Below are 26081 nucleotides of genomic sequence, written 5' to 3'. Positions count from 1 at the left end.
CATCCATGGCCGGGGGCGGCTAACCCGGCATCCATGCCGGGTTGCCCACTGCGCAGAACCTCCGCTCGGCCTCTCGAGGGGGCGCTCAGATCAAAAGCTGAAGGCGAGCTAACGCTCGGCCTGATGAGTGGTGAGAAGCGGCTGGGTGCCGACCTGCTTTTGTAGGAGCCGGCTTGCCGGCGATGACGGCCTGACAACCAACCCGTTCTACGGGAACACCTGGCTTTGTACGTTTCCAAACCCATAAAAAAACCCGGCAAAAGCCGGGTTTTTTGACTGGCGTCGAGCTTAAGCGGTGAAGGTTTTGCCTTCGAACTGCTCAGCCACGAATTTCCAGTTGACCAGGTTCCAGAACGCTTCGACGTATTTCGGACGAACGTTGCGGTAGTCGATGTAGTAGGCGTGTTCCCAGACGTCGCAGGTCAGCAGCGGGGTGTCGCCGTTGGTCAGCGGGTTGCCGGCGCCGATGGTGCTGGCCAGGGCCAGGGAACCGTCAGCCTTTTTCACCAGCCAGCCCCAACCGGAACCGAAGGTGCCGATGGAAGTCTTGCTGAATTCTTCCTTGAACTTGTCGAACGAACCGAAGGAAGCATTGATGGCTTCAGCCAGTGCGCCGGTTGGTTGACCGCCGGCGTTTGGCGCCAGGCAGTTCCAGTAGAAAGTGTGGTTCCAGACTTGAGCGGCGTTGTTGAAGATACCGCCCGAGGAAGACTTGACGATCTCTTCCAGGGTCTTGCCTTCGAACTCGGTGCCTGGCACCAGGTTGTTCAGGTTCACGACGTAGGTGTTGTGGTGCTTGTCGTGGTGGTACTCCAAGGTTTCCTTGGAAATGTGCGGCTGCAGGGCATCGTGTGCGTAAGGCAGCGGCGGCAATTCGAAAGCCATGATGATTCTCCTAATCAGGTCAGTTGCGGTGAGCGCAAGGCCGATCACGGGCGGCCAGACAAGCGCCGGGGAGTTTGTACTCTTTGCGGCGCATCGAACCGGATCATAGCACCGGGGGTGCGGCATAACCACGCAACAACTGTGTGGAATAGAGGTTCCAGAGCCATTTGGAATATCAGGTAGCGATGATCAGTTGGCCGGCAACAGCGAACATCATGACGGCCACCAACAAATCAAGGATCCGCCATGTACTTGGCCGAGCCAGCCATGGCGCCAACCATGCGGCGCCCAGCGCCAACGTGAAAAACCAAAGCAGCGAAGCGCTGGCCGCGCCGACAACGTAAGCCCCGGGCTCGGTTTGTTGCGCACCGAGAGAGCCAATCAGTAAAACGGTATCCAGATAAACATGCGGGTTGAGCAAGGTCACCGCCAGGGCGCTGAGCATCACCGCGCGCAGTGAACGGACCGTCTGGTTTTCACCCTGTTGCAGGCTTTGCTTCGAGCAGGCCCGGCGCAGCGCGAGGCTGCCGTACCACAGCAGAAACGCCGCGCCGCCCCAGCGAGCGATGGCCAGCAAGGTCGGGTTTTGCGCCAGCACGGTCGCCAGACCGAATACGCCGGCCGCCACCAGCAGCGCGTCGCAGGTCACGCAGAGCGCTGCCACCGGCAGGTGGTGTTCACGTCGCAGGCTCTGGGCCAGCACAAACGCGTTCTGAGTGCCGATCGCCATGATCAGCCCAGCGGCCACCAACAGGCCGTTCACATAGCTTTGCCACATAAGTTTTACTCCGCGTTGGCTGCCAGATCCCGCAACACTTGCAGGGCGCGTTCGGCATCGGCCTGGCCGACGAATAAATGGTCGTGGAAGTAACCGGCGATCACGTTGCAACTGATCCCGGCCTGGCCCAACGCGGTGGCGAACGCGGCGGTCAGGCCGACGGCTTCCAGGGCCGAATGCACGTTGAGGGTGATCCAGGCTGCGACGTAGTCGAAGCTGAAACCGGCCCGTTCTGCGTGGGAACGTTCCAGAATCACCGTCAGACCTTCCTGCTCGCGAAAGCTGCCGACAATCTCAAGGTTCGATGGCAATTGACCGTCCCGCAGGGTGCAGAACACGTATTCGCCAGCGTTGAGTTGCGGGCTCATGCTGCGTAGCAGTGTTGCCAGTGAAGTTTCGCCAGCCATGTCGGTAATCCTTGTTCAAGAGTTCTTGCCGCGCATTCTCTGCTGCTAACCTGTATAAGAAAAATCAATCATGCTGATCGCTCATTAGGAAAACTGATGTTCGACTATAAATTGCTTTCTGCGTTGGCCGCCGTGATCGAGCAGGCCGGTTTTGAACGTGCCGCAAAGGTGCTCGGCTTGTCGCAATCGGCGATCTCCCAGCGCATCAAACTGCTGGAAGCGCGGGTCGGCCAGCCGGTGCTGGTGCGGATGGCGCGACCGGCGCCGACGGAAATCGGCCGACGTTTGCTCAACCATGTACAGCAGGTGCGCTTGCTGGAGCGGGACTTGCAAACGCTGGTGCCGGCGCTGGATGAAGAAGGCCTGCCGGAACGTCTGCGCATCGCCCTGAACGCTGACAGCCTCGCCACCTGGTGGGCCGAGGCGGTCGGTGACTTTTGCGCCGAGCAACACCTGCTGCTCGACCTGGTGGTCGAAGACCAGACCGTCGGCCTCAAACGCATGCGTGCAGGTGAAGTGGCGGCGTGTGTCTGTGCCAGCGAACGTCCGGTGGCGGGTGCGCGCAGCGTCCTGTTGGGTGCCATGCGTTATCGCGCGCTGGCCAGCCCGGCGTTCATCGCTCGGCATTTTCCGCACGGCGTTCGCGCCGATCAGTTGTCGAAAACGCCGGCGCTGGTGTTTGGGCCGGACGATTTCCTACAGCATCGCTACCTCGCATCCCTCGGCGTAGATGGCGGTTTCGAACACCATTTATGCCCGTCATCCGAAGGCTTCATTCGCCTGACGGAAGCCGGTCTCGGCTGGGGGCTGGTGCCGGAATTGCAGGTGCGCGAGCAACTTGAGCGCGGCGTTCTGGTGGAGCTTTTGCCAGATAAGCCCATCGATGTGCCGCTGTACTGGCATCATTGGCGCAATGGCGGTCAGTTGCTGGGGTTGCTGACCGATCAATTGGTGCGCTCGTCGAAGCAATGGCTGGTGCCGTTGACCTGACCGGCAGCGTCAAGACCTCACGCACTACGCAAAACGAAATATTCGGAGCACTACATGAAGATTCTGGTCACCGGCGCAAGCGGCTTCATCGGCGGGCGCTTTGCGCGTTTCGCCCTGGAGCAGGGCCTGGACGTGCGGGTCAACGGTCGCCGGGCCGAAAGCGTCGAACATCTGGTGCGCCGTGGCGCCGAGTTCATTGCGGGCGACTTGAGCGACCCGCAACTGGCGCGCGATCTGTGTTCCGATGTCGAAGCCGTGGTGCATTGCGCCGGTGCTGTCGGCGTTTGGGGACGTTATCAGGACTTTCATCAAGGCAACGTGCAGGTCACCGAAAACGTGGTCGAAGCCTGCCTGAAGCAACGCGTGCGGCGACTGGTGCATTTGTCCTCGCCGTCGATCTACTTCGACGGCCGCGATCACCTCGGATTGACCGAAGAGCAGGTGCCCAAGCGCTTCAAGCATCCCTACGCCGCGACCAAATTTCTGGCAGAGCAAAAGGTCTTCGGCGCCCAGGAGTTCGGCCTCGAAACCCTGGCTCTGCGCCCGCGTTTCGTGACCGGTGCCGGCGACATGAGCATCTTCCCGCGACTGCTGAACATGCAACGCAAAGGTCGCCTGGCAATCATCGGAAACGGTTTGAACAAGGTCGATTTCACCAGCGTGCAAAACCTCAACGAAGCGTTGCTCAGCAGCTTGCTGGCCAGCGGTTCGGCCTTGGGCAAGGCCTACAACATCAGCAACGGCACGCCGATTCCGTTGTGGGACGTAGTCAATTACGTCATGCGCAAAATGGACGTCCCACAGGTGACCCGCTACCGTTCCTACGGCTTGGCCTATGCCGTAGCAGCGCTTAACGAGGGCGCGTGCAAGCTGTGGCCGGGTCGTCCCGAGCCGACCCTGTCGCGCCTGGGCATGCAAGTGATGAACAAAAATTTCACCCTGGACATCAGTCGCGCGCGGCATTATCTGGACTACGACCCGAAGGTCAGTCTCTGGACGGCCCTCGATGAGTTTTGCGGCTGGTGGAAGGCTCAGGACATTCACTGACAAATCCCGTTACTGAACGCAGAGTGGGGTTCAGGGTCAATCGATGCGGCTGACGGGTTTATACTTCGCCCCATCAAGCCATCACCGCGTTCCACAAAGGTTGACTCAATGTCCATGCGTAACGATGCCAACGACGACTTCGACGATGTACCGAGCCTGCGTGCCGACAGCCTCGACGACGATGATTTTGTGCCCACCGCCCGCACCGCCGTGCATTCGCGCACACCGCCGGTGGTCAAGGTCAGGGCGGCCAGCACCGGCCCGTTGTGGGCGCTGGTCGGCGCCTTGTTCTTTGCGTTCGCCGGCCTTGCATGGTGGAGCTTTCAGCAGATCTCGCTGATGGAACAGCAACTGGTGGCGACCCAGGAAAGTTTCGCGCGTATCAGTGAGGATGCTGCGGGGCGCTTGCAGGACATTTCCGGCAAGGTGGTCGCCAGTCAGACCAACGTCACCAGCGACAGCGAAGCGCTGAAACTGCAAATCAGGCAGCTGGAAAGCAAACTCCAGGACCAGAGCAAACAGCAGCAGGGCGTTGCCGGCCAGACGTCGGACCTGGACAAGCGTCTGGCGCAAATGACTGCGCAAACCGCCGACCTGGACAAGCGCCTGGCGCAAGCCACCGCCCAGAACACCGAGCACCAGACCGCCAACACGCAATTGCAGGCCCAGGTCAAAGCCCTGAGCAGCGAACTGGCTGCCCTGAAAAGCGCCCCGGCGGACACTGAAAAATTCGACGCCCAGCTAAAAAGCCTCGGCGCCGACATCACCGCGCTGAAAAAACAAGGCAACCCGAGCGCCGCCATCGAACGCCTGGAACAAGACATGATCGTGCTCAAAAGCGAACAGGACAACCGCCCGGCCGCCGCGTCAGGCCCATCCAGTACCGCCGAGTTCGACGCCTTCCGTAGCCAGGTCACCCGCAACATCAACACCCTTCAGGCGCAGATTCAGAATTTGCAGCAGCAATTGCGGGCCAGGCCTTGAGGCTGAAGGCGCGGTAATGCGCTGCAATACCATTTTGCAGACTGCGGTTCGCTGAATATCCATACATGCCCCATTGCCGTCTACGCTCTTCAAACACCGAAGAAAACGAGGGATGCGCAATGGGGTTTTTGCACAGGTTGGCCCTGCTGGGCGGGATGCTGTTGCTGTGTCTTGGGCAGGCGCAAGCCGCCGGGACCGAGAAGGACGACAGCCAGGCCGCCATCGCCTTGCTGGAAAAAGCCCTGGCCTATTACCACGACAACGGCGACAAGGCGTTTGCGGCCTTCAGTCGTCAGGGCGAGTTTGTCGACAAGGACCGCTACGTGTTCGTGCTCGATACCAAAGGCGTGATGCTCGCCAGCGGTGGGCCTTCTTCGGCGTTGATCGGGCGTGATGTATCGGATGTGCTCGGGCCGGATTTGCAGAAGGCTTTCAAGGACGCATTGAAAGTGCCGGAGGGCAATGGCATTCAGCAAGCGGAGTATCGCTGGCAGAACTGGTCCGACGGCAAAGTCGAACGCAAGCATGTGTTCTACCAACGGGTCGGCCAGCGGATTCTGGCGGTGGGTTACTACTTGCCACGGGCGTCGGCGGAGCAGGCGATGGCGTTGCTGAACAAAGCGGCGACCGATCTGGCCAAGGACGAGAAGGGCACACTCACGTCGATCAACTCGCTCAAGGGCGGTTATTTGCAGGATGACTTGTATGTGTTCGTCGTCAACCTGGATACCCAGCGTTACGTCGCCCATGGCACCAATCTGCGCTTGATCAATACCGATTTCGGCAAGATCAAGGACCCTGAAGGCAAGCCGGTCGGCGAGCCGATCCTGGCGTTGATGGCCGGGCAGGATTATGGCGAATACGCGTATCGGTGGAAAAACCCGGTGACCGGCAAGGTCGAGGACAAGCACGCGTACCTGAAGAAGGTCGGGCATTTTCTGGTGGCTGTGGGGTATTACAGCCCTTGATGATGTGGTGAATGGGAGGACGCCATCGCTGGCAAGCCAGCTCCTACAGGGATCGCACAATCTATGTAGGAGCTGGCTTGCCAGCGATGGCCGCGACTCGGTTCAACTACCGAGCCTTGTCTTCCCGCCCACGCAACACCCGGTTCGGCATGGCAATCGCCGCCGCCAACCCAAGCAACGACACCGCCGCACTGACCATCAACAAATGCCGGAAGGTCAGCAGCAGCTCGGCGCGCAAGGCGTTCTGCGCATCCCCCGGCGCGGCGTTCAGGCCATCCAGCAAGACATTCCCGGAGCTGCCCTCGGCAATCAGTGTCGAGCCGGCCAGATGGGCGAAACTCGAGTCTTGCAGCAATGCCAGCAACAACGCCGACATCAACGCCACGCCCACCGCGCCGCCCAGGGAGCGGAACAGGTTGGTGGTGCTGGTCGCCACGCCGATGTCCCGTTGTTCCACCGAGTTCTGCGTCCCGACCAATGACGTCGGGAACTGCATGCCGGAGGCGATCCCGCTGAGCACCATGAACAGACTGCTGAGCACCACCGCCTGTGGCGGACTGAACGCCATCCCGAGGATCGAGATCGGCATGAGGAGGGCGCCCGCGAGGATCATCGGTTTGTAGCGTCCGGTCACCGAGGTTCGGCGCCCGGCGAAATACGCGCCGATCGGCAAACCCATGGCCAGTGGCAACAGGTGCAGCGCAGCACTGTCGGCCCCGGCGCCGGTCACGCTCTGGAAGCGCAACGGCATCAGCACAATTAACGAAATCGCCTGGAAACTGGTGAAGAAAATCGTGCACCAGCACAGGATCGCGTTGCGGTTGGCGAACAGGTGCATCGGCAGCAACGGCTCCCGTGCACGGCGCTCATGCCCGACGAACAACGCCAGGACCACCACCGCACAACCCAGCAAACCCAGCACCTCGGCGCTGCGCCACGAATGTCCCTGGCCGACCTGAGTAATGCCGAGCAACAAGGCGGTCAAACCGATGATCATCAACACGGTGCCGAGGTAATCGATGATCGGTTTGCGCTGCGGCACCGGGAGCCCGACCAGGGTTTGACGGGCGACCAGCCAGGCGCCAAGGCCCAGCGGCAGGTTGATCAGGAACACCCAGCGCCAGGACAGGTATTCGGTCATGTAACCGCCGAGCACCGGGCCGGCGACGCTGGCCACCGCGTACATGCTGCTGAAATAGCCTTGATAACGACCACGTTCGCGAGGCGGCACGATGTCGCCGATGATCGCCTGGCTGACTGAAATCATCCCGCCGGCGCCAATGCCCTGAAGAATCCGCGCCAGCACCAGTTGCTCCATGCTCTGGGCCATGCCGCAGAAGAACGAAGCAATCGTGAACAGCCCCATGCCGAACAGCATCAACTTGCGCCGACCGTACAGGTCGCCGAGTTTGCCGTAGATCGGCACGGCCACGGTCATCGCCACCATGTAGCCGGAAATCACCCAGGCCAACAAGCTGACGTCCTTGAACTGCGCGGAGATGGCGGGCATCGATACAGCGACGATCGTCTGATCCAGCGCCCCGAGAAAGATGGCCAGCATCAGGGCGATCAGCACGCTCCGGATGGCCGGTTTGGGCGTTTCAGGCTGGTTGAGATTGGTCACGGGAGAACCTGCGGGCAGTGAGGGTCCCGCAGGAGGCAAGGGCGAGCGGGGATGCTCGCCAGTGTAAGTCGGTAGCAGGCTATTCGATAGCCTCATACGGAAGTCCGACGTAATTTTCTGCAATGGTTTTCCGACCCGCCTCGGAGTCGACGAAGTAATCGAGCTCCGACTCGCTGATGCGCTGGCTGAACGCATCGTGATCGTCAAAGCGGTGCAACATCGAGGTCATCCACCAGGAAAATCGCTCGGCTTTCCAGACCCTGCGCAGGCAGACTTCCGAGTATTTCTCCAGCAAGTCGACACGGCCTTCGCGGTAAACCTTCAGCAGGATATTGAACAACGTACTGACGTCGCTGGCCGCCAGGTTCAGGCCTTTGGCGCCGGTCGGCGGGACGATGTGCGCGGCGTCGCCGACCAAAAACATCCGCCCGTATTGCATCGGTTCGACCACGAAACTGCGCAACGGCGCGATGCTTTTTTCGATGGACGGCCCAGTCACCAAAGACTCGGCCAGCGCAGCCGGCAGCCGGGATTTGAGCTCATCCCAGAAGCGTTGATCTGACCAATTCTCGACAGCCTCGTCGGCAGGGACCTGAAGGTAATACCGGGTGCGAGTCGCCGAGCGCATGCTGCACAGGGCAAAACCGCGTTCGTGACGGGCGTAGACCAGTTCATCGTGAACCGGTGGTGTGTCGGCAAGAATCCCCAGCCAGCCGAACGGATAAACCCGTTCGAACACCTTCAGGTTGTCGGCGGGAATCGATTGCCGCGCGACACCATGGAAACCGTCGCAACCGGCGATGTAGTCGCAATCGAGCCGATACGCTTCGCCGTCCTTTTCGAACGTCACGAACGCTTCATCGGTTTTCATGCCGTGAGGCACGACGTTGCTGGCTTCATAGATGGTCTGCGCGCCGGTCTCCCGACGAGCGGCCATCAGGTCGCGAGTGACCTCGGTTTGCCCGTAGATCATCACGGTTTTGCCCCCGGTCAGGGCGTGCAGATCGATGTGCACCTGGCGCCCGTCGAGGGCCAGTTCGAAGCCGCCGTGAACCAGCCCTTCGGCGTCCATGCGCTGGCCAACGCCGGCCTGACGCAGCAGCTCTACCATGCCTTGTTCGAGGACACCGGCACGGATTCGCCCGAGCACATAGTCCGGGGTCTGGCGTTCGAGAATGAGGGTGTCGATACCGGCGTTGTGCAGCAATTGGCCGAGCAGCAAACCGGAGGGGCCGGCGCCAATGATGGCGACTTGGGTTTTCAACGTTTTCATTGTTTTTATGACTCGCAAGCTCCACACGACCTGCGTCGGTGAATTATTTTTATGGATCGAGTGCTTGCATTTTTCACTTGCGGGTCTGTCAATTGAAGGTGAAAACTGAGCCGATAGCTGTACTTTCTGCCAATCGGTGCGATTATCGCCCGTCACCTCCCGAGGCCTGGATTGAAGTTATGAACAAGCCTGCCCTGCCTTCGATACCGGTGTTCAAGCTCTACGGTGAAAGCCTGGACTGGCCGACCCCGGACTTGCTGCACTGTGAAACCATTTCCAAACGCAGCCGCGAACACCAGTGGGAAATCAAACCCCATCGCCACGCCGATTTATGCCAATTACTCTTCGTGTTCAAAGGTCAGGCAGAGCTTGAAATCGAAGGCAAACGTACGCAATTGGACGAACCGGCGATCCTGGTTCTGCCGCCGTTATCGGTGCACGGTTATCGTTTTTCCGAGGATGTCGAAGGCTTTGTCGTGACCCTCGCCGCGCCACTGGTGGCCCATCTTCAGGCGCAGCTGGGCAACTCGGTGAATGCTCTGGCCCAGGCCGAAAGTTATCCGGCCGGCAACGACAGCGAGTACCTCAACAGCCTGTTTTCTGCGCTGCAAACCGAATACACCGGCCATCAACCGGCCCGGGAAATGCTCATGCATTCGCTGGTCAGCGTGATCATGGTGTGGGTCAGCCGGCAGGCGTTGCAGCGTCGCTCGGCCAGTCAGCGTCCGCAACGTGCGCGGGAATACCTCAACGGGTTTATCCAACTGGTGGAAGAGACGTATCGCCAGCACGTCAAGGTTGAAGACCTGGCGCATCGGCTGGGGATTTCGGTGTCGCACCTCAACGGCACGTGCCGTGAGCTGGCGGGACAACCGGCGTTGCAGATCATGCACGAGCGGCAATTGCTGGAGGCCAAGCGTTTGCTGACCTACACCAGCATGACCATTTATGAAATGTCCGATGTGTTGGGGTTTTCCGATCCGACCAACTTCACGCGCCTGTTCCGACGTCGTGTGGGGATCTCACCCAAGGCGTTCCGCGACCGCTTGAAGGCCGATCAGGACAACGAGGCCTGATCCCTTCATCACCGGAGGGCGTTGAGGGTCGCGTTGTGGGGAATGCAGCGCTCGAAGTTGCAGCTCGCGTACTCACGGGGCAGGTTTCGCAATTGCTCAACGCGCCACGCCGCGGTGCCGTACAGCGCCAGCGTCACCGCGCAGGTGATGAAAATGGCGAGGTATCTTCTTGTTTTCGTGTTCATGGCGTTGACCTCTGAACGAATACCCTTCGGTACTAAGTTCAGCATAGGTCAGCGGCAGTGAGTTGCCAGTGAAGCGGCTTTCAGAACGCTGATGCCCCTGTAGGAGCCGGCTTGCTGGCGATAGCGGTGGGTCAGTCAACCTGTTTATTGACTGGACGGACGCCATCGCCAGCAAGCCGGCTCCTACAGGGGGGCGTATTTACAATTCTGCATCCCACTCTGGTTCTTCCGGAAACCTGAGCACCAGGAAATCCAGCACGCTGCGCAATGCCGCCGGCATGTGCTTGCGTGAGGCATACACCGCGTAGATGTTCATCTGGCGCGGTTCGGCCTGGGGCAGCAGGCGGATCAGTTCGCCGCTGTGGATATGCACACCCGCCTGATAACTCGGCAGCATCGCCACCCCGGCGCCAGCGATTGTTGCGCGCAGCAGGGTGCTCGCTTCATTGGCGCTGATGTTGCCCTGCACCGGCACCGAGACCGGTTCGCCGTCCTGCTCGAAATGCCACAGGCTTTTGCCGAAGTAGGAGTGGGTCAGGCAGTTGTGCTGGCTCAGGTCTTCCACCCGCATTGGCGTCGGGTGCTCTTGCAGGTAAGCGGGGGCGGCGCAGATCACCGAGCGGCAGACCGTCAGCCGCCGCGCAATGAGGTTCGGGTCCAGGTCATTGCTGGTGCGAATCGCCAGATCGATGCGCTCATCCACCAGGTTCACCGTGCGGTCGAGCATCTGCAAGTCAATGCTGACGCCGGGATAACGTTTGACGTAGGCGGCCATCGCATCCGCCAATTGCGCCTGGCCGAACGAGGTGCTGACGCTGATCCGCAGCAGGCCACGCGGCGCATCGTCCGGCTCGCTGACGGCGGCTTGCATGTCTGTGGACAGGTCGAGCATCTGTCGACAGCGCGGCAGGATTTCACTGCCGGCGGCGGTCAGGCTCAATTTACGCGTGGTGCGATGCATCAGGCGTGCGCCGACCCAGTCTTCCAGTTCCGCCAGATACCGCGAAACCACCGGCCGCGACAGGTCCAGGTGATCGGCGGCGGCCGACTGGCTGCCGAGGTCGACCACCGTGACGAATACGCGCATTGCTTGTAGACGATCCATGATTTGCCCGCTTTCAGAAACAAACTATGTCTAAGCATCGCATTTTTTGTAATGAATAAGGCAACTAAGCTCTGTCCTCCTGTAGGAGCGAGCTTGCTCGCGAAGGGCGCACAGGCACCGCGTTTCAACCGGTAAGCACGCGTCATCGTTAACGACCATCGCGAGCAAGCTCGCTCCTACAAAAGGCGTCGACAAACAACGGAGCAACAGATGATCGGTTTCAATCTCAAGCGTATTTTGCTGGCCACGGCCACCCTCGGTTTCGCGGCCCACGCGGCGGCATCGACGCTGACGCTGGATGTTTACAACCCCGGCGAGAAAGCGATCTTCCCGGTGACGTCGGTGCTGGTCAGCGGCGAGAAAGACGCGATTCTGGTGGACGCGCAATTCGGCAAATCCCAGGCCGAGCAAGTGGTGGAAAAAATCCGCGCCAGCGGCAAGCAACTGACCACCATCTACATCAGCCACGGTGACCCGGATTACTACTTCGGCCTCGACACCCTGACCGCCGCGTTCCCCAACGCCAAGGTGCTCGCCTCGCAACCGACCGTGGACCACATCAAGCAAACCGTCGACGGCAAACTGGCGTTCTGGGGGCCGAAAATGGGGGCCGACGTGCCGGCCAAAACCATCGTGCCGGACGTACTCAAGGGTGACAGCCTGATGCTCGAAGGGCAGAAGTTGCAGGTGGTGGGTCTTGAGGGCAAACAACCGGATCGCACCTTTGTGTGGATCCCGTCGATCAAGGCGGTGGTCGGTGGCGTGGTCGTCGCAGAAAACATTCACGTGTGGATGGCCGATACCCAAACCGCGCAGTCCCACGCTGATTGGCTGGCTACGCTGCACTCCATCGAAACCCTGAAACCGCACACCCTCGTGCCGGGTCACTACCTCGGCAAAAGTGCCCGCTCCCTGGCCGCCGTGCAGTTCACCGCGGATTACATCAAAGCCTTTGACGAAGAAACCGCCAAGGCCAAAGACGCCGCCGCGCTGATCGCCGCGATGAAAAAACGCTACCCGAAACTGGGCGAAGAAAGCTCGCTGGAGCTGAGCGCCAAAGTCGCCAAGGGCGAGATGAAGTGGTAACCCGATTCACCCACTCACACTGATCCACACTGGAGAACGTCATGAGCAACATCGCAATCATCGGTGCCACCGGCCGTGCCGGCAGCCAACTGTTGGAAGAAGCCCTGCGTCGTGGTCATAGCGTTACGGCCATCGCGCGCGATACGTCGAAAATCGGCCAGCGTGCCGGGGTGGTCAGCAAGAATGTCGACGTGCTGGATGGCGACGCATTACAAGCCGCTGTTGCGGGGCATGATGTGGTCATCAGCGCGGCACATTTCGCCACGATTCCCGCCGCTGCCATTGTGGCGCCGGTGAAGAAGGCCGGGGTGAAACGTCTGCTGGTGGTGGGTGGTGCCGGTTCGCTGTTGCTGCCGGACGGCACCCGCGTCATCGACAGCGAAGGCTTCCCGGCGGAATACAAGGCAGAGGCCAGCGCCGGTGCGTTGTTTCTCGAAAACCTGCGCAAGGAACAGGAACTGGACTGGACCTTCCTGTCGCCCTCGGCGGAGTTTGTCGAGGGTGAGCGTACGGGCACGTTCCGGGTTGGCAAGGATGATTTGCTGGTGAGCGGGGCGGGGCGCAGCTGGATTACGTTTGCTGATTATGCGATTGCGATGTTGGATGAAGTGGAAGCGCCGAAGCACTCCCGTCAGCGGTTTACAGTTGGGTATTGAGGTCACTGATCTCCTGTAGGAGCAAGCTTGCTCGCGATGATCGCCAACGATAACGCTGGGAACCAGATACCCCGCGGTGTTCTCCGGTTCATCGCGAGCAGGCTCGCTCCTACAGGATATTGTTCAACGCGACTGCGCCTGCTCCACCAACCACCCCATCAATTCGCGCAACTTCGGCGAAGGTGCAGGTTTCTCCGGGAATACCAGGTAATACGCCAACCCGGTTTTCACCTTCAATTCAAACGGCATGACCAGCCGCCCGGCACTCAGGTCATCGCCAATCAACGACCAATCGCCAATCGCCACACCTGTCCCCTGAGACGCCATCGACATCGCCAGGTCCAGGGTTTCGAAATGCTGACCCTTGCTGACATTGCTCAGTTGAAGATCCGCCGCTTTCAGCCAGGCATTCCAGTCGCGCTCATCCCGCGTCGGGTGCAGCAGCAAGTGCTGTTGCAGATCCGCCGGTGACTGCAAGGCCTGTGGCCCTTCCAGCATCGGTCGCGAACACACCGGCGTCAGTTGCTCATCGAACAGCAGATAAGACGTCAGCGCGTTGTCCGGCGGCGCGCCATACATCACCGCCGCATCGAATTGCTCGCGATGAAAATCCACGCCGTGCTTGACCGTGGTGGTCAGCTCCACCGGCACATCCGGACGCTCCCGTTGCCACTGCAACAGGCGCGGCAACAACCAGCGCATCACACAGGTCGGCGCCTTGAGTTGCAGGGTTTCGCGCTTCTCGCCGATCTGCTCCACCGCCTCGTCGATCAAGCCGAAAATCTGCTGCACCCGTGGCAGCCACTCCCGTCCTTCAGCCGTCAAATCCAGGCCGCGGGCCTGGCGAATGAACAGCTCATAACCCAAATGTTCTTCCAGCCCGGCGATCTGTCGACTCACCGCGCCCTGGGTGATGAACAGCTGTTCGGCGGCACGGGTGAAGTTGCAGCACTGCGCGGTAATCAGAAAAGTGTGCAGCGCCGGCAGGGGAGGCAATCGTTTCATTGGGATCCAAGGTATGACGTGAGGACATGGCTAGTATGACTTTTTATCCATTGTTGCGGCTACGTGTCGCCCGTTCCAATGAGGCCATCCCTGGACCTGCCCGCTCATCATAAACACTGCGCAGGCCCGGCGTCTCAAACGAACAAAAAGGGCAAAAGACATGGCGACGTGCGGCGAAGTATTGGTCAAGTTACTCGAAGATTACGGGGTTGAGCAGGTGTTCGGCATCCCCGGGGTTCACACCGTGGAGCTGTATCGCGGGCTGGCCCGTTCGAGCATCAACCACGTCACTCCGCGTCACGAACAGGGCGCTGGTTTCATGGCCGACGGTTATGCACGCACCAGCGGCAAACCGGGTGTGTGCTTCATCATCACCGGCCCGGGCATGACCAACATCACCACCGCCATGGGCCAGGCCTACGCCGATTCGATCCCGATGCTGGTGATCTCCAGCGTGCAGACCCGCAGCCAGTTGGGCGGCGGTCGCGGCAAGCTCCACGAGCTGCCGAACCAGAGCGCATTGGTCGGCGGCGTGGCGGCGTTCTCCCACACCCTGATGTCGGCGTCCGAACTGCCGGGCGTGTTGGCCCGCGCTTTCGCGCTGTTCCAGGCCGGTCGTCCGCGTCCTGTTCACATCGAAATTCCACTGGACGTTCTGGTTGAAGAAGCCGACGACCTGCTCAGCAGCCTGCCGGTCAACATCGACCGCGCCGGTGCTTCGCCAAGCGCGATCAGCCGCATGACCGAACTGCTCGCCGGTGCCAAGCGCCCACTGATTCTCGCCGGTGGCGGTGCTATCGATGCCGCTGCGGAATTGACTGAACTGGCTGAATTGTTGGACGCGCCAGTCGCGCTGACCATCAACGCCAAAGGCATGCTCGAATCCGGCCATCCGCTGTTGATCGGTTCGACCCAGAGCCTGGTCGCGACTCGCGCCCTGGTTGCCGAGGCCGATGTGGTGCTGGCCATCGGCACCGAGCTGGCCGAGACCGACTACGACGTCACTTTCGCCGGTGGTTTCGAAATTCCCGGCAAGCTGCTGCGCGTTGATATCGACCCGGATCAGACCGTGCGCAACTACCCGCCGCACATCGCACTGGTGGCCGATTCGCGCAACGCTGCCCAAGCCTTGCTGAGCGCGTTGTCCCACAAATCGCTGGCCGAGCGCCGCAACGATTGGGGCCAGGTCCGCGCCGCACGTCTGCGCGAAGACCTCGCCGCCACCTGGGACGCGCCGACACTGGCCCAGACCCGTTTCCTCGAAACCGTCCTGCACGAATTGCCAGACGCGGTGTTCGTCGGCGATTCGACCCAACCGGTGTACACCGGCAACCTGACCTTCAACCCGGAGCGTCCGCGCCGCTGGTTCAACTCGTCCACCGGCTACGGCACTCTCGGTTACGCCTTGCCGGCAGCGATTGGCGCCTGGCTCGGCGGTAGCGTTGAAAACGGCGCGCGTCCTCCGGTGGTGTGCCTGATCGGCGACGGCGGCCTGCAATTCACCCTGCCGGAACTGGCCAGCGCCGTTGAAGCGCGTACCCCGGTGATCGTCCTGCTGTGGAACAACCAGGGCTACGAAGAGATCAAGAAATACATGGTCAACCGCGCCATCGAGCCGGTCGGCGTAGACATCTACACCCCGGACTTCATCGGTGTCGCCAAGGCACTGGGCTGTGCGGCTGAAGCGGTCGACGGTGTCGAGCAACTGCGCGGTGCATTGCGCTGCGCGGCTGATCGCCAAGGCCCGACCCTGATTGAAATCGATCAGACTCTGTGGATGCAGGCGGTGTCGAAATGACTTTCCCCACCACGCTTGATGGTCTGTTCATTGACGGAAAATGGTCGGCGGGCAGCGAACACCTGCGCGTGATCAACCCGGCCACCGAAGCGTTGCTGACCACCGTGAATGGCGGCGATGCGCACTCCGTCGATCAAGCCGCAAACGCAGCGACCGAAGCCTTCAAGGCCTGGTCGCAAACCACGGGTGCCGAGCGCGGTGCCATCCTGCGCAAAATCGCTGCGGGCGTGCAGGCCGGTCGCGAAAAGTTGATGCACTTGCAGTCGAGCAACAACGGCAAACCGTTGTTCGAAGCGGCCATTGACGTCGATGATGTGATCGCTACGTTCGAGTACTACGCAGGCTTGGCCGAAGGCCTCGACGCCAAACAGGACAGCAACGTCGAGCTGCCCACCGACGACTTCAGCGCCCGTGTGCGTCGTGAGCCGTGCGGTGTGGTCGGCCTGATCGTGCCGTGGAATTTCCCGATGGTCACCACTGCCTGGAAACTCGCCCCGGCCCTGGCCGCCGGTTGCTGCGTGGTGCTCAAGCCTTCCGAAGTGACGCCGCTGCCGGAGCTGGAACTGGCGGCGATCATCGCCGACGCCGGGCTGCCGAAGGGCGTGTTCAACGTGGTCTGCGGCACCGGTCTGGCGGTCGGCGCGCCGATGTCGGCGGACCCGCGCATAGCCAAGATTTCCTTCACCGGCAGCAACGCGGTCGGCGTGCAGGTGATGCAGCGCGCGGCAGAAACCGTGAAGGGCGTGAGCCTGGAACTGGGCGGCAAATCCTCGCTGCTGGTGCTGGCCGATGCCGACATTGAACTGGCCGTGGAAGTGGCTTGTGGCGGTGGTTTCTTCAACGCCGGGCAGATGTGTTCCGCCACCAGCCGCGTGCTGGTCGCCGACGAGCTGGCCGACGAATTCCTCCTGCGTCTGAAGGCGCGTACTGAAGCCATCCGCGTGGCCGACCCGTTCGACCCGAACGTGGAAATGGGCGCACTGGTCAATCAGGCGCAATACCAACGCGTGCTCGGCCACATCGATCGCGGTTTGAGTGCTGGCGCCAAGCTGATCTGCGGCGGCAATCGCCCCGCAGACCTGCCGCGCGGTTATTTTTTGCAGCCGACGATTTTCACCGAAGTGCCCCTCGACAGTGCGCTGTGGTGTGAAGAGATTTTCGGCCCGGTGATCTGCGTGCGCAGTTTCGCCACCGAAGCCGAGGCGATTGCCCTGGCCAACGACAGCCAGTTCGGCCTGGTGGCCAGCGTGGTGACGCGCGATGCCGAGGCGGCGGATCGGGTTGCCAACGCCTTGCAGGCGGGGCTTGTGTGGATCAACGCGCCGCAAGTGATCTTCCCGCAGACCGCCTGGGGCGGCTACAAGCAAAGCAGCATCGGCCGCGAATTGGGGCCGTGGGGCTTGCAGGCTTTCCAGGAAATCAAACACGTGATTCGCGCCGTCTGACGCGTATCTCTGTGGGAGCGAGCCTGCTCGCGATGGACGTCAACGATAACGCGGGGGGTCAGAAAACCCGCGTCGTTCATGCACTTTTCGCGAGCAGGCTCGCTCCTACATGAGGCATGCGCTGGCGTCATGGCTTCAATGAATTTTTATCGATAGTCAGGTGTTTTACGCGACCTCAGGATGAACTCACTGGTTCAGCCAAGCCCCCGAAAATACGGGGGATAACGCTGATCCGGCCGCGCGGATGCAACAGTTTCGACCTGCCTTATACCTACAAAAACAAAGGGAGTCCGTAATGGGCGAGCATGATCTGAACAGACGTCAATTCATCAAAACCGTAGGCGTGGCCTCGGTTGCCGCGGCAGCCATGAGCTTGCCCTTCGTCAAGGCCAATGCCAGCGACACGCGCTTCCAGGGCAAGACCCTGCGCCTGCTGACCTGGTCCGATGACACAGGCCTGGCGGCACTGCGCAACATCGCCGCAACGTTCGAAGACAAGTACGGCTGCAAGGTCATCGCTGACCGCACCGGCAGTACCTCGGAAATGGTCGCCAAACTCAAGGCCGGCGGTGATCGTCCGCAATACGACATCATCACCCTGGCTGGCGTTGGCGCCGAAGGTCTGGCCGCCGCCAACCTGCTGGAAAAACCCGACCTCAACCGTATTCCCAACCTGGTGGATGTCCCGGAGAAATACCGCACCGGCGCCAATGGCCACGGGATCGGTTACCTGCTCTGGTGCAACAGCCTGGTCTACAGCACCCGTACCATCAAGGAAGCACCGGACAGTTACGCCGCCCTGTGGGACGCCGAGCTGTCGCCGAACATCTTCCTGCCGCCGCCGAACTGGACCGAAGCGATGGACCTGATCATCATCGCCGCCAAACTGGCCGGTGGTGACGAACACAACATCGAACCCGGCTTCAAGAAACTCGCCGAGCTGAAGGATCGCGTGGTGACCCTGGGTGAAAACCCGAACCAGATCGCCGAGCTGTTCCGCACCGGTTCCCTGGACATGGGTGGCTTGTACGCACCGGCCTTCTTCCCGAAACAGATCCGCGATCCGGCCTACGGTCTGGGCGCCACGTTCGGCATGAAAGAAGGTTTCTACACCGACCTGATGCTGTCGGTGATGCCGAAAAACCGTCCGGGCGATACCGACCTGACTTACGCGTTCATCAACCACTCTCTGGACCCGCTGGTGCAGGGCAAGATGGCTGAGGACATTTACAACGGCCCGGTCAACGCCAAGGCGATCATCTCCGCCGAAGCGCGCAAGAGCCCGTACATCCTCACGCCGGAGCAGATCGCCGAGAAGGCGATCATGCACGACAACGCCTTCCTGGCCTCCGTGCATGACCAATGGATTCGTCGCTACACGGAAATCTTTTCTTCCTGATCTGAATCGCAGGGAGGTTCTTCGAACCTCATCGCTGGCAAGCCAGCTCCTACAAATACAGCGCTAAGCCCTGTAGGAGCTGGCTTGCCGGCGATCGAGTGCGCAGCACTCGCCAGGATCTTCCATTGACGAGACCCTTGCTATGGAACACCAACCTCTGACTCATCCGGTCGATGCAGCTCCTGTGCGCGCCAATCGGGGTGTTTCGCCGACGACCCGCGCCTGGTTTTTTCTGACGCCGTCGATGCTGTTTCTCGGCGTGCTGATTGCCGCCAGCCTGCTGGTGCTGCGCATGAGCGTCGGCACCAAAGGCGCGGAATGGACCGGGTTCAGCCTGGCCAGCTACGCCCAATTGCTGGAACCGTATTACCTCAAATCCTTGCTGCTGACCTTGCGCCTGGCGCTGATCAGCGCAGTGATCGCCGTGGTGCTGGCGATCCCGGTGGCCTACACCATGTCGCGCCTGACGTCGCCGTTTGTGCGCAGGATCTTCCTCGCTGCGGTGCTGCTGCCATTGCTGGTCAACCTGCTGCTGCAAAGCTACGGCTGGCTGGTGATTCTCGGCCCGGGCGGCATGCTCAATCAGGCACTGATGGGCCTGGGCCTGATCAAGCGCCCGATCATGTTGCTGTACAACCAGAACGGCGTGCTGATGGGCCTGGTGCAAACCGCGTTCCCGTTGGCCGTGCTGCCGATTGCCAGCGCCATGCGCGGCGTCGCCCGCACTTACGAAGAGGCCGCCGCCACGCTGGGCGCCAGTCGCTTTCAGGTGTTCCGCCAGGTGGTTCTGCCGATGAGTTTTCCGGGGATCATCACCGGCGCGACACTGGTTTTCGCTTACAACGCCAGCAGCTTCGTGGTGCCGTTGTTGCTGGGTGGCCGACGCGTGCCGATGCTGGCGGTGATGGTCCATGACCAGATCGCCCCGCTGATGAACTGGCCCGCCGCGTCCGCCGCCGGTGTGGTGCTGATTGTCACCACGCTCGCGATCATGACTTTGTCCGAATACATCACTGGCCGTCGTCGGCGCATGCTGGAGGCTTCGCAATGAGCTCTGTGATCAAGAAGCGTTATTCGCTGCTGCCAGGCGAAACCGGCAAGTTTGCCGGCATCCTCTCGGGGTTTATTTTGCTGCTGGCGGTGTTGCCGATCCTGACCATGATCGTCATGTCGTTCAGCGGTGCGTCGAACCTCGACTTCCCGCCGAGCAGCTACAGCCTGCAATGGTACAAGGCCGCCTGGCACACCTTTGTGTCGCCGGACGCGAGTGATGTGCTGAGCCTCGGCAAAGCCATGACCACCAGCCTGATGGTGTCGTGCCTGACCATGGTTTTCGCCACGATCATCGCGGTGCCGGCAGCTTATGCGCTGACCCGTTGCGAGTTCCGTGGCAAAGCGGTGGCGCTGCAACTGATGTCGCTGCCGCTGGTGTTTCCGATGGTGGTATTGGGCCTGGCATTGCTGCTGGTGTTCGACAGCCTGCCGTTCCAGATGACCACCTCGCGGCTGGTGATCGCCCACGTGATCCTGGCGCTGCCGTTCGTGGTGAAAAACTGCACGGCGGCAATGCTCTCCATCGGCAGCGAAGTCGAAGAGGCCGCGCAAATGCTCGGTGCTTCGCCAACGCGGGCGATCATCGATGTGGTGGTGCCGCTGATGAAATCGGGGATTCTGGCGGGGATGCTGCTGGCGTTCATCGTCTCGTTCAACGAATTCACCGTGACCTATTTCCTTTACACCATCGACGTGATGACCGTGCCGATCTGGATGTACAGCCGCACCGTGTCGTCGCTCGACCCTACCGTATTTTCGTTTGCCGTGCTGATCGTGCTGATCGACTTCGTCCTGATCTGGGCGTTGGAGAAGCTGGTCGGTGAAGGTGGCGTTTCGTTCTGATTCTTGAGGTGATTTATGTCTGGTCTGATTCTGGAAAACGTCGAGAAACATTACGGCTCGGCCTGCGCGGTAAAGGATGTGAACCTGCATTTGCCGGAAGGCAAACTGGTGTGTTTCCTCGGCCCTTCGGGCTGCGGTAAAACCACCTTGCTGCGGATGATCGCCGGCCTTGAAACCCTGACCGGCGGCGAGATTCGCCTGGACGGTGAAGACATCGGCCAAACCCCGGCGCATCTGCGTAATTTCGGCATGGTGTTTCAATCGTTGGCGCTGTTTCCGCACATGACCGTTGGGGAAAACATCGCCTATCCGCTGAAATTGCGCGGGGTCAGCAAGGCTGATCAGCACAAGCGCGTAGTGGAATTGCTGGAACTGATCCAGTTGCAGGAAATGATTGACCGCCCGGTGGCGAAACTGTCTGGCGGTCAACGCCAGCGTGTGGCGATTGCCCGGGCGATTGCCAACCACCCGAAAATCCTCCTGCTGGACGAACCGCTGTCGGCGCTGGACGCCAAGCTGCGCGAGTCGATGCAGGTAGAAATCCGTCAGCTGCAACAACGCCTGAACATCACCACCATCATGGTCACCCACGACCAGCGTGAGGCGATGACCATGGCCGATATTGTCGTGGTGCTGGGTGAGCATCGCGTGCAGCAGGTCGGCACGCCGATCGAGATTTATCGTCACCCGGCCAACGAGTTCGTTGCGGACTTCATCGGCTCGGGCAACATTTTCCCGGCGACCGCGCTGGGTAACGGCCAGGTCAGCCTGCCGGGGGGCGATGCACTGCAAGTGCCGATCTGCACGAGCATTGCGGCGGGGGAGAAGGTCAAGATGCTGATCCGCCCTGAGGACCTGCAACTGTCGCATCCGCAAGCGACGGCGGGGAATCGCTTGTTGGGCACCGTGACGTTCGTGCGTGACATCGGCGCGACGATCGAGACGACCGTGGAGTGTTCCGGGGTGTCGTTTACCGCGTTGAGCACGCCGTGCCAGGGGTTTGGGTTGAGCATTGGCAACCCGGTGTCGGTGACGTTGCCGGCCGAGGCTTGCCGAGTACTAGGCGCCTGATCCGGATTTGATGTCGGCTTTGCTGGCCTCATCGCGAGCAGGCTCACTCCCACATTGGATTGGTGTACACCAAACTCCTGTGGGAGTGAGCCTGCTCGCGATGGGGCCGGCACTTGCTCCGCAAAATCCGGATCAAACCGTCAACCGCAACCGCGCCAAATCCCGCAGCGGCGGCGCCCCGAACAACCGGCTGTACTCCCGGCTGAACTGCGACGGGCTTTCATACCCGACGCGATACCCCGCCGCCGACGCTTCCAGCCCTTCGGCCAGCATCAACCGCCGCGCTTCCTGCAAGCGCAATTGCTTCTGATACTGCAACGGACTCATCGCCGTCATCGCCTTGAACCGGTGGTGCAAGGTCGACACGCTCAGGTTCACTTCCTTGGCCAGATCATCAATGCGCAGCGGCTGCTCATAATTGCCGTTGAGCCATTTGATCGCCTGGCTGATGCGGTGGCTCTGGCTGTTGGCAATCGCGATCTCGTACAAACGATGGCCCTGCTGACTGCGCAACAACCGATAGAGAATCTCCCGGCGAATCAACGGTGCGAGCATGGCGATGTCTTTCGGCGTGTCCAGCAATCGCGCCAGGCGCAACACTGCGTCGAGCATCGCGGTGTCGATCCGTTCGACATACAAACCGCGACCGGTGGGGCGGGTCGGTACGCCTAAGGGGCCGGCGTCGGCAATCAACGCGGTGATTTCCGCCGGATCAATGTCCAGCCGCACCGAGAGAATCGGTTCTTCAGAGGTGACGTTCACTATCCGCCCGCTCAGGGGCATGGAGACCGACACCACCAGGTAATTCAGCGGGTCGTAATTGAAGTATTCGTCGGCCAGTCTGACCTCTTTGCGCCCCTGCGCCATGATGCACAACGCCGGTTGCGCCAGCACCGGGGCGAATTCATGGGACTGGCTGTGTTTGCCCATGAACAACGAGGAGACGGCAGTGGCATAAGTGCCATCCTCCATCGTGTTGCGACGGATGATGGCGGCCAGTTCCGCGCGCTGTTTCTCCATGTCGGCGTCCAGCGGGGCTTGAAAGTGATCGAGCGACGACATGCAGGGCATCCTCGGCGAAGCAATGGGAATGAGCTGAGCTTAAATTTGTGCAAGGCACAGCGGTAGACACATCCTGCGAAAAGCTTGCCTGATTCTGCACGGGGTTGAAGAGGTGTGCTGCCAGGGCAGTCTATGGCAGGGGAAACTTGCTCGAACCTCGTGTTTCAGGCCTGTGACACTATTCACACATTGTTACAGGTACCGAATGCAGTCTCGCAGGATTGTGCAACAAGCCGGCAGGAATCGACTAACGGGGCGGCGTGCAGGGGCTTAATCTTGGATCCTGTCGCAGCCCGTCCCACGGCTGCCACTCGAGTACCTGGGAGGGTTGAACATGTCTAAGCAGATCCCCGTCAGTCATATGGCCTTCGTCCGGGCCCGCGCCGGGTGTTCGGCGGAACTCGGTGCGCGCCTCAGCGCCTTGATCGAGCCGTCGCGCACCGCGCCTGGCTGCCTGAGTTTTTCCCTGCAGCATTCGCAGTGCGATCCGGAATTGTGGCTGGTGTCCGGTTTCTGGACCCATCAGCAAGCCATGACGGCCTATTTCAGCACGCCGGCCATGGATATTTTCGCTGAGCTGGTGCAAGAGCTGGTGGTCAACAGCCTGGATTTCCATACCTTCAAGGACGTGTCGGCGGCCCAGGCGCAGTGGCAGTCCCGGTCGCGGGTACACAAACTGGCGGGTTGAGGGTTTAATGACGCCATTCTCAATCAGCCAGGATCCGCGACATGGCACGCAAAGCCTTTGAAACCTTCGAAGCCGTATCCGCCGTAGTGCCCCGCGAGGGCGGTTACTATGCGGCGATTGCCACCAAAGCCATCGGTGGCTCGGGCGCACCGCGCTTCAACAAATTGCTGGAAGACCAGACTTTCAAGACCGCCAAAGAAGCGGACGAAGCTGCCGCCCTGCAACTGACGCACCTCAAGGGCGTCGGCGAAGACGGCGAGCTGATCTGGTAATTATCTGACCGCTCCCGGGCGGAACATCTTGAACAAGGCCTCCGGGCCCAGTTGAAAGTAATCCGCTGGTCCGCCACCGCGCAGAATCGGTTCTGCCGCGGCGGTGTCGTACACCCCGTCCTTCAACAGCCATTTGGCGATATGCACGGCGACCACTTCGCCGAGAATCAGCCAGCTCGGCACCACGTTGCCATCGGCGCGCTGCAACTGGATGATCTGCGTGACCTTGCACTCGAAGGACACCGGGCTTTCGGCGACCCGTGGCACCTGAATGATTTTCGACGCCACAGGCGTCAGCCCGGACAACTCGAACTCGTTGACCTCTGGCCCGACCATCGCGCAGCTCTGGTTCATCTGCTCGGCCAGCGGCCGGGTTGCCAGGTTCCAGGCGAATTCGCCGGTCTGCTCGATGTTGTTCAGGCTGTCTTTGCGTCCGACGCTGGAAAATCCAATGATCGGTGGAATGTAGTTGAACGCGTTGAAGAAACTGTAGGGCGCCAGGTTCAGGTGGCCGTCGGCATCCTGCGAAGAAATCCAGCCGATGGGGCGCGGGCCGACGATGGCATTGAACGGGTCATGCGGCAGACCGTGGCCGTTGGCGGGTTCGTAGTAGTGGATGTCGTCGGGCATGAAGGGATTCCTGTTGGTGTGGCGTTCATAGTGCAAGGATGGACAGCGGATTTCCAGCGCACACAATCCCCTGTAGGAGCCGGCTTGCTGGCGATGGAGTGTCAGACACGTTGATGTTGACTGACACACCATCGCCAGCAAGCCGGCTCCTACAGGGGGTTGTGTTTATTCAACAAAAAAATGGGGCAGACCCGCTAAGGTCTGCCCCATTTTTTTGTTTCGCTGACGAGCTTAGTCCGTCTCGATCCGCGAATGTTTGCGGGTGTCTTTCATGGTGATGTACACCAGCAACGACACGGCAATACACGCGGTGACGTACCAGTAGTAACCGGTTTCCATGCCAATGCTCTTGAACCACAGCGCGATGTATTCAGCGGTGCCGCCGAAGATCGACACGGTCAGTGCATACGGCAAGCCAACGCCCAGGGCGCGGATTTCGGTCGGAAACAGCTCGGCCTTCACCACGGCGTTGATCGAGGTGTAGCCGCTGACGATGATCAGCGCCGCCATGATCAGGAAGAACGCGCCCCACCACGACTGGATGGTGTGCAGGGTGGTGAGGATCGGCACGGTGAACAGCGTGCCGAGGATGCCGAAGGCGATCAGGATCGGCCGACGACCGACCTTGTCCGACAGCCCGCCGATGATCGGTTGCAGGCACATGAACAGGAACAGCGTGGCAGCGGAAATGGTGGTGGAGTCGGAGATGCTCATGCCGACGGTGTTCACCAGGTATTTCTGCATGTACGTGGTGTAGGTGTAGAACGCCAGGGTGCCGCCCATGGTCAGGCCGACCACGGTCATCAGTTCCTTGGGATGGCGCATCAGCGTGCGCATGGCGCTTTCTTTTTTCTCTTTCTCGACCTTGGTGAACGACTCGGTCTCTTCCATGCCACGACGCAGGTAAAGCGCAACCACGGCACACAGCGCGCCGATGGCGAACGGAATACGCCAGCCCCACGCGTACAGCTCTTCGGTGGTCAGCACTTGTTGCAGCACGATCAGCACCGCCAGTGCGATGAGCTGGCCGGAGATCAGGGTCACGTACTGGAAGCTGGAGTAGAAGCCGCGACGTTCCTTGGTCGCCATCTCGCTGAGGTAGGTGGCCGAGGTGCCGTATTCGCCACCGACCGACAGGCCTTGCAGCAGACGGGCGAACACCAGCAGGATCGGCGCGCCGATGCCGATGGTTTCATAACCGGGGCTCAGGGCGATCAGCAGCGAGCCGAAGCACATCAGGTACACCGAGGCCATCAACGCGCGTTTGCGCCCGGCCTTGTCGGCGTAGAGGCCCATCAACCAGCCACCGATCGGGCGCATCAGGAAGCCCACGGCGAAGATCGCGGCGGTGTTCAGCAATTGTGCGGTGGTGTCGCCTTTGGGGAAAAACGCTTTGGCGAAGTACAGGGAGAAGGCGGCATAGACGTACCAGTCGTACCACTCGACCATGTTGCCGACCGAACCGCTGAAGATCGATTTGATACGACTGGCGGTGGTTCTTTCTTTGACCGGCACGGCAGCCGACCCAAGGGGCAGGGCGTTGGAGTTATCCATTGAAGGATCCTTCGTTTAATTGTTTTTGTGGAGCGCGTTTAAACGCAGCCTGCAGGGGCTATAGCAGGAGGTGTGCCAACGGGGGGAGGGCCGGTTTAGAGGGGGGTAGAGGTTTTAGTGAGCGGAAATCCGCTTATGGTTAGCGAAGCAACGAGCGAAAATCCGCGCATGTTCGCGATCCTGTAGGAGCGAGGCTT

Annotated in this window: 26 protein-coding genes; 15 read left to right on the top strand and 11 right to left on the bottom strand. The window is 60.7% G+C overall.

The annotated features are described in order from the left end of the window. Positions 1–288: 288 nt before the first annotated feature. The 3 genes from PMI32_RS02990 to PMI32_RS03000 form a co-directional block, all read right to left on the bottom strand. Positions 289–885: a superoxide dismutase gene (locus tag PMI32_RS02990; protein WP_008034365.1), complete on the bottom strand. Its 597-nt coding sequence runs from the start codon at positions 883–885 to the stop codon at positions 289–291. Between the two features lie 175 nt (positions 886–1060). Beyond that, a complete protein-coding gene (locus tag PMI32_RS02995; RefSeq protein ID WP_008034357.1) occupies positions 1061–1663 on the bottom strand; it encodes a LysE/ArgO family amino acid transporter in 603 nt (200 codons plus the stop codon). Between the two features lie 5 nt (positions 1664–1668). Further along, positions 1669–2070, bottom strand: a complete 402-nt coding sequence (locus tag PMI32_RS03000) for an ACT domain-containing protein (protein WP_008034352.1) — start codon at positions 2068–2070, stop codon at positions 1669–1671. A 96-nt stretch (positions 2071–2166) separates the two neighbouring features. Here PMI32_RS03000 and PMI32_RS03005 point away from each other — a divergent pair, with 96 nt between their 5' ends. The 4 genes from PMI32_RS03005 to PMI32_RS03020 all read left to right on the top strand — a co-directional run bounded on the left by PMI32_RS03005 (position 2167) and on the right by PMI32_RS03020 (position 6059). Next, positions 2167–3060: a LysR family transcriptional regulator ArgP gene (locus tag PMI32_RS03005; RefSeq protein ID WP_008034351.1), complete on the top strand. Its 894-nt coding sequence runs from the start codon at positions 2167–2169 to the stop codon at positions 3058–3060. Between the two features lie 54 nt (positions 3061–3114). Next, a complete protein-coding gene (locus tag PMI32_RS03010) occupies positions 3115–4107 on the top strand; it encodes an NAD-dependent epimerase/dehydratase family protein (protein ID WP_008034350.1) in 993 nt (330 codons plus the stop codon). A gap of 108 nt (positions 4108–4215) precedes the next feature. Then, positions 4216–5091, top strand: coding sequence for an ATPase (locus PMI32_RS03015; protein WP_008034349.1), 876 nt, complete (start codon positions 4216–4218; stop codon positions 5089–5091). A 119-nt stretch (positions 5092–5210) separates the two neighbouring features. Next, positions 5211–6059: a cache domain-containing protein gene (locus PMI32_RS03020; RefSeq protein ID WP_008034341.1), complete on the top strand. Its 849-nt coding sequence runs from the start codon at positions 5211–5213 to the stop codon at positions 6057–6059. 106 nt (positions 6060–6165) lie between these two features. On the opposite strand, the gene PMI32_RS03025 is transcribed toward PMI32_RS03020, so the two are convergent. Both PMI32_RS03025 and pobA read right to left on the bottom strand, forming a co-directional pair. Next, complete coding sequence (locus tag PMI32_RS03025) at positions 6166–7683, bottom strand: MDR family MFS transporter (protein WP_032829157.1); 1518 nt, start codon at positions 7681–7683, stop codon at positions 6166–6168. 79 nt (positions 7684–7762) lie between these two features. Then, on the bottom strand, positions 7763–8947 hold the full coding sequence (gene pobA, locus PMI32_RS03030; protein ID WP_177318897.1) for a 4-hydroxybenzoate 3-monooxygenase: 1185 nt from the start codon (positions 8945–8947) through the stop codon (positions 7763–7765). A 188-nt stretch (positions 8948–9135) separates the two neighbouring features. Here pobA and PMI32_RS03035 point away from each other — a divergent pair, with 188 nt between their 5' ends. Then, the gene (locus PMI32_RS03035; protein WP_008034335.1) at positions 9136–10032 is read left to right on the top strand and encodes a helix-turn-helix domain-containing protein; all 897 of its coding nucleotides are present in this window, start codon (positions 9136–9138) and stop codon (positions 10030–10032) included. 8 nt (positions 10033–10040) lie between these two features. Here PMI32_RS03035 and PMI32_RS30475 read toward each other — a convergent pair whose 3' ends face one another. Continuing rightward, positions 10041–10217 (bottom strand): hypothetical protein, encoded by a 177-nt coding sequence (locus PMI32_RS30475; RefSeq protein ID WP_008034333.1) that lies wholly within the window; start codon positions 10215–10217, stop codon positions 10041–10043. A gap of 199 nt (positions 10218–10416) precedes the next feature. After that, positions 10417–11322, bottom strand: coding sequence for a LysR family transcriptional regulator (locus tag PMI32_RS03040; RefSeq protein ID WP_202949144.1), 906 nt, complete (start codon positions 11320–11322; stop codon positions 10417–10419). Between the two features lie 210 nt (positions 11323–11532). Here PMI32_RS03040 and PMI32_RS03045 point away from each other — a divergent pair, with 210 nt between their 5' ends. Further along, a complete protein-coding gene (locus tag PMI32_RS03045; RefSeq protein WP_008034330.1) occupies positions 11533–12408 on the top strand; it encodes an MBL fold metallo-hydrolase in 876 nt (291 codons plus the stop codon). A gap of 41 nt (positions 12409–12449) precedes the next feature. Continuing rightward, positions 12450–13064, top strand: coding sequence for an NAD(P)-dependent oxidoreductase (locus PMI32_RS03050; RefSeq protein ID WP_008034328.1), 615 nt, complete (start codon positions 12450–12452; stop codon positions 13062–13064). Between the two features lie 123 nt (positions 13065–13187). On the opposite strand, the gene PMI32_RS03055 is transcribed toward PMI32_RS03050, so the two are convergent. Next, a complete protein-coding gene (locus tag PMI32_RS03055; RefSeq protein ID WP_008034326.1) occupies positions 13188–14069 on the bottom strand; it encodes a LysR substrate-binding domain-containing protein in 882 nt (293 codons plus the stop codon). 160 nt (positions 14070–14229) lie between these two features. Here PMI32_RS03055 and PMI32_RS03060 point away from each other — a divergent pair, with 160 nt between their 5' ends. The 6 genes from PMI32_RS03060 to PMI32_RS03085 all read left to right on the top strand — a co-directional run bounded on the left by PMI32_RS03060 (position 14230) and on the right by PMI32_RS03085 (position 21678). Then, on the top strand, positions 14230–15867 hold the full coding sequence (locus tag PMI32_RS03060; RefSeq protein ID WP_008034324.1) for a 5-guanidino-2-oxopentanoate decarboxylase: 1638 nt from the start codon (positions 14230–14232) through the stop codon (positions 15865–15867). Next, positions 15864–17312 (top strand): aldehyde dehydrogenase family protein, encoded by a 1449-nt coding sequence (locus tag PMI32_RS03065; RefSeq protein WP_008034322.1) that lies wholly within the window; start codon positions 15864–15866, stop codon positions 17310–17312. The genes PMI32_RS03060 and PMI32_RS03065 overlap by 4 nt, the downstream gene beginning before the upstream one ends. A gap of 295 nt (positions 17313–17607) precedes the next feature. Next, the gene (locus PMI32_RS03070) at positions 17608–18711 is read left to right on the top strand and encodes an extracellular solute-binding protein (protein ID WP_008034320.1); all 1104 of its coding nucleotides are present in this window, start codon (positions 17608–17610) and stop codon (positions 18709–18711) included. A gap of 142 nt (positions 18712–18853) precedes the next feature. Beyond that, complete coding sequence (locus PMI32_RS03075) at positions 18854–19762, top strand: ABC transporter permease (protein WP_008034316.1); 909 nt, start codon at positions 18854–18856, stop codon at positions 19760–19762. Further along, a complete protein-coding gene (locus PMI32_RS03080; protein ID WP_008034315.1) occupies positions 19759–20607 on the top strand; it encodes an ABC transporter permease in 849 nt (282 codons plus the stop codon). The genes PMI32_RS03075 and PMI32_RS03080 overlap by 4 nt, the downstream gene beginning before the upstream one ends. A 15-nt stretch (positions 20608–20622) precedes the next feature. Beyond that, the gene (locus tag PMI32_RS03085; protein WP_008034313.1) at positions 20623–21678 is read left to right on the top strand and encodes an ABC transporter ATP-binding protein; all 1056 of its coding nucleotides are present in this window, start codon (positions 20623–20625) and stop codon (positions 21676–21678) included. A gap of 132 nt (positions 21679–21810) precedes the next feature. On the opposite strand, the gene PMI32_RS03090 is transcribed toward PMI32_RS03085, so the two are convergent. Then, a complete protein-coding gene (locus PMI32_RS03090) occupies positions 21811–22740 on the bottom strand; it encodes an AraC family transcriptional regulator (RefSeq protein WP_008034311.1) in 930 nt (309 codons plus the stop codon). Positions 22741–23074: 334 nt separating this feature from the next. On the opposite strand from PMI32_RS03090, the gene PMI32_RS03095 reads away from it, so the two are divergent. Together PMI32_RS03095 and PMI32_RS03100 are read left to right on the top strand one after the other, a co-directional pair. Continuing rightward, positions 23075–23428 (top strand): putative quinol monooxygenase, encoded by a 354-nt coding sequence (locus PMI32_RS03095; RefSeq protein ID WP_008034309.1) that lies wholly within the window; start codon positions 23075–23077, stop codon positions 23426–23428. Positions 23429–23469: 41 nt separating this feature from the next. Further along, a complete protein-coding gene (locus tag PMI32_RS03100; protein WP_008034307.1) occupies positions 23470–23700 on the top strand; it encodes a hypothetical protein in 231 nt (76 codons plus the stop codon). Here PMI32_RS03100 and PMI32_RS03105 read toward each other — a convergent pair whose 3' ends face one another. Next, a complete protein-coding gene (locus tag PMI32_RS03105; protein WP_008034306.1) occupies positions 23701–24330 on the bottom strand; it encodes a flavin reductase family protein in 630 nt (209 codons plus the stop codon). Positions 24331–24561: 231 nt separating this feature from the next. Further along, the gene (locus tag PMI32_RS03110) at positions 24562–25884 is read right to left on the bottom strand and encodes an MFS transporter (protein WP_008034303.1); all 1323 of its coding nucleotides are present in this window, start codon (positions 25882–25884) and stop codon (positions 24562–24564) included. Positions 25885–26081 lie beyond the last annotated feature (197 nt).

Origin of the sequence: Pseudomonas sp. GM60, from assembly GCF_000282415.1 — a bacterium.
Lineage (GTDB): Bacteria > Pseudomonadota > Gammaproteobacteria > Pseudomonadales > Pseudomonadaceae > Aquipseudomonas > Aquipseudomonas migulae.
Note: the sequence above shows the minus strand (reverse complement) of the source record. Positions and strands in the feature narration are given on the sequence as shown.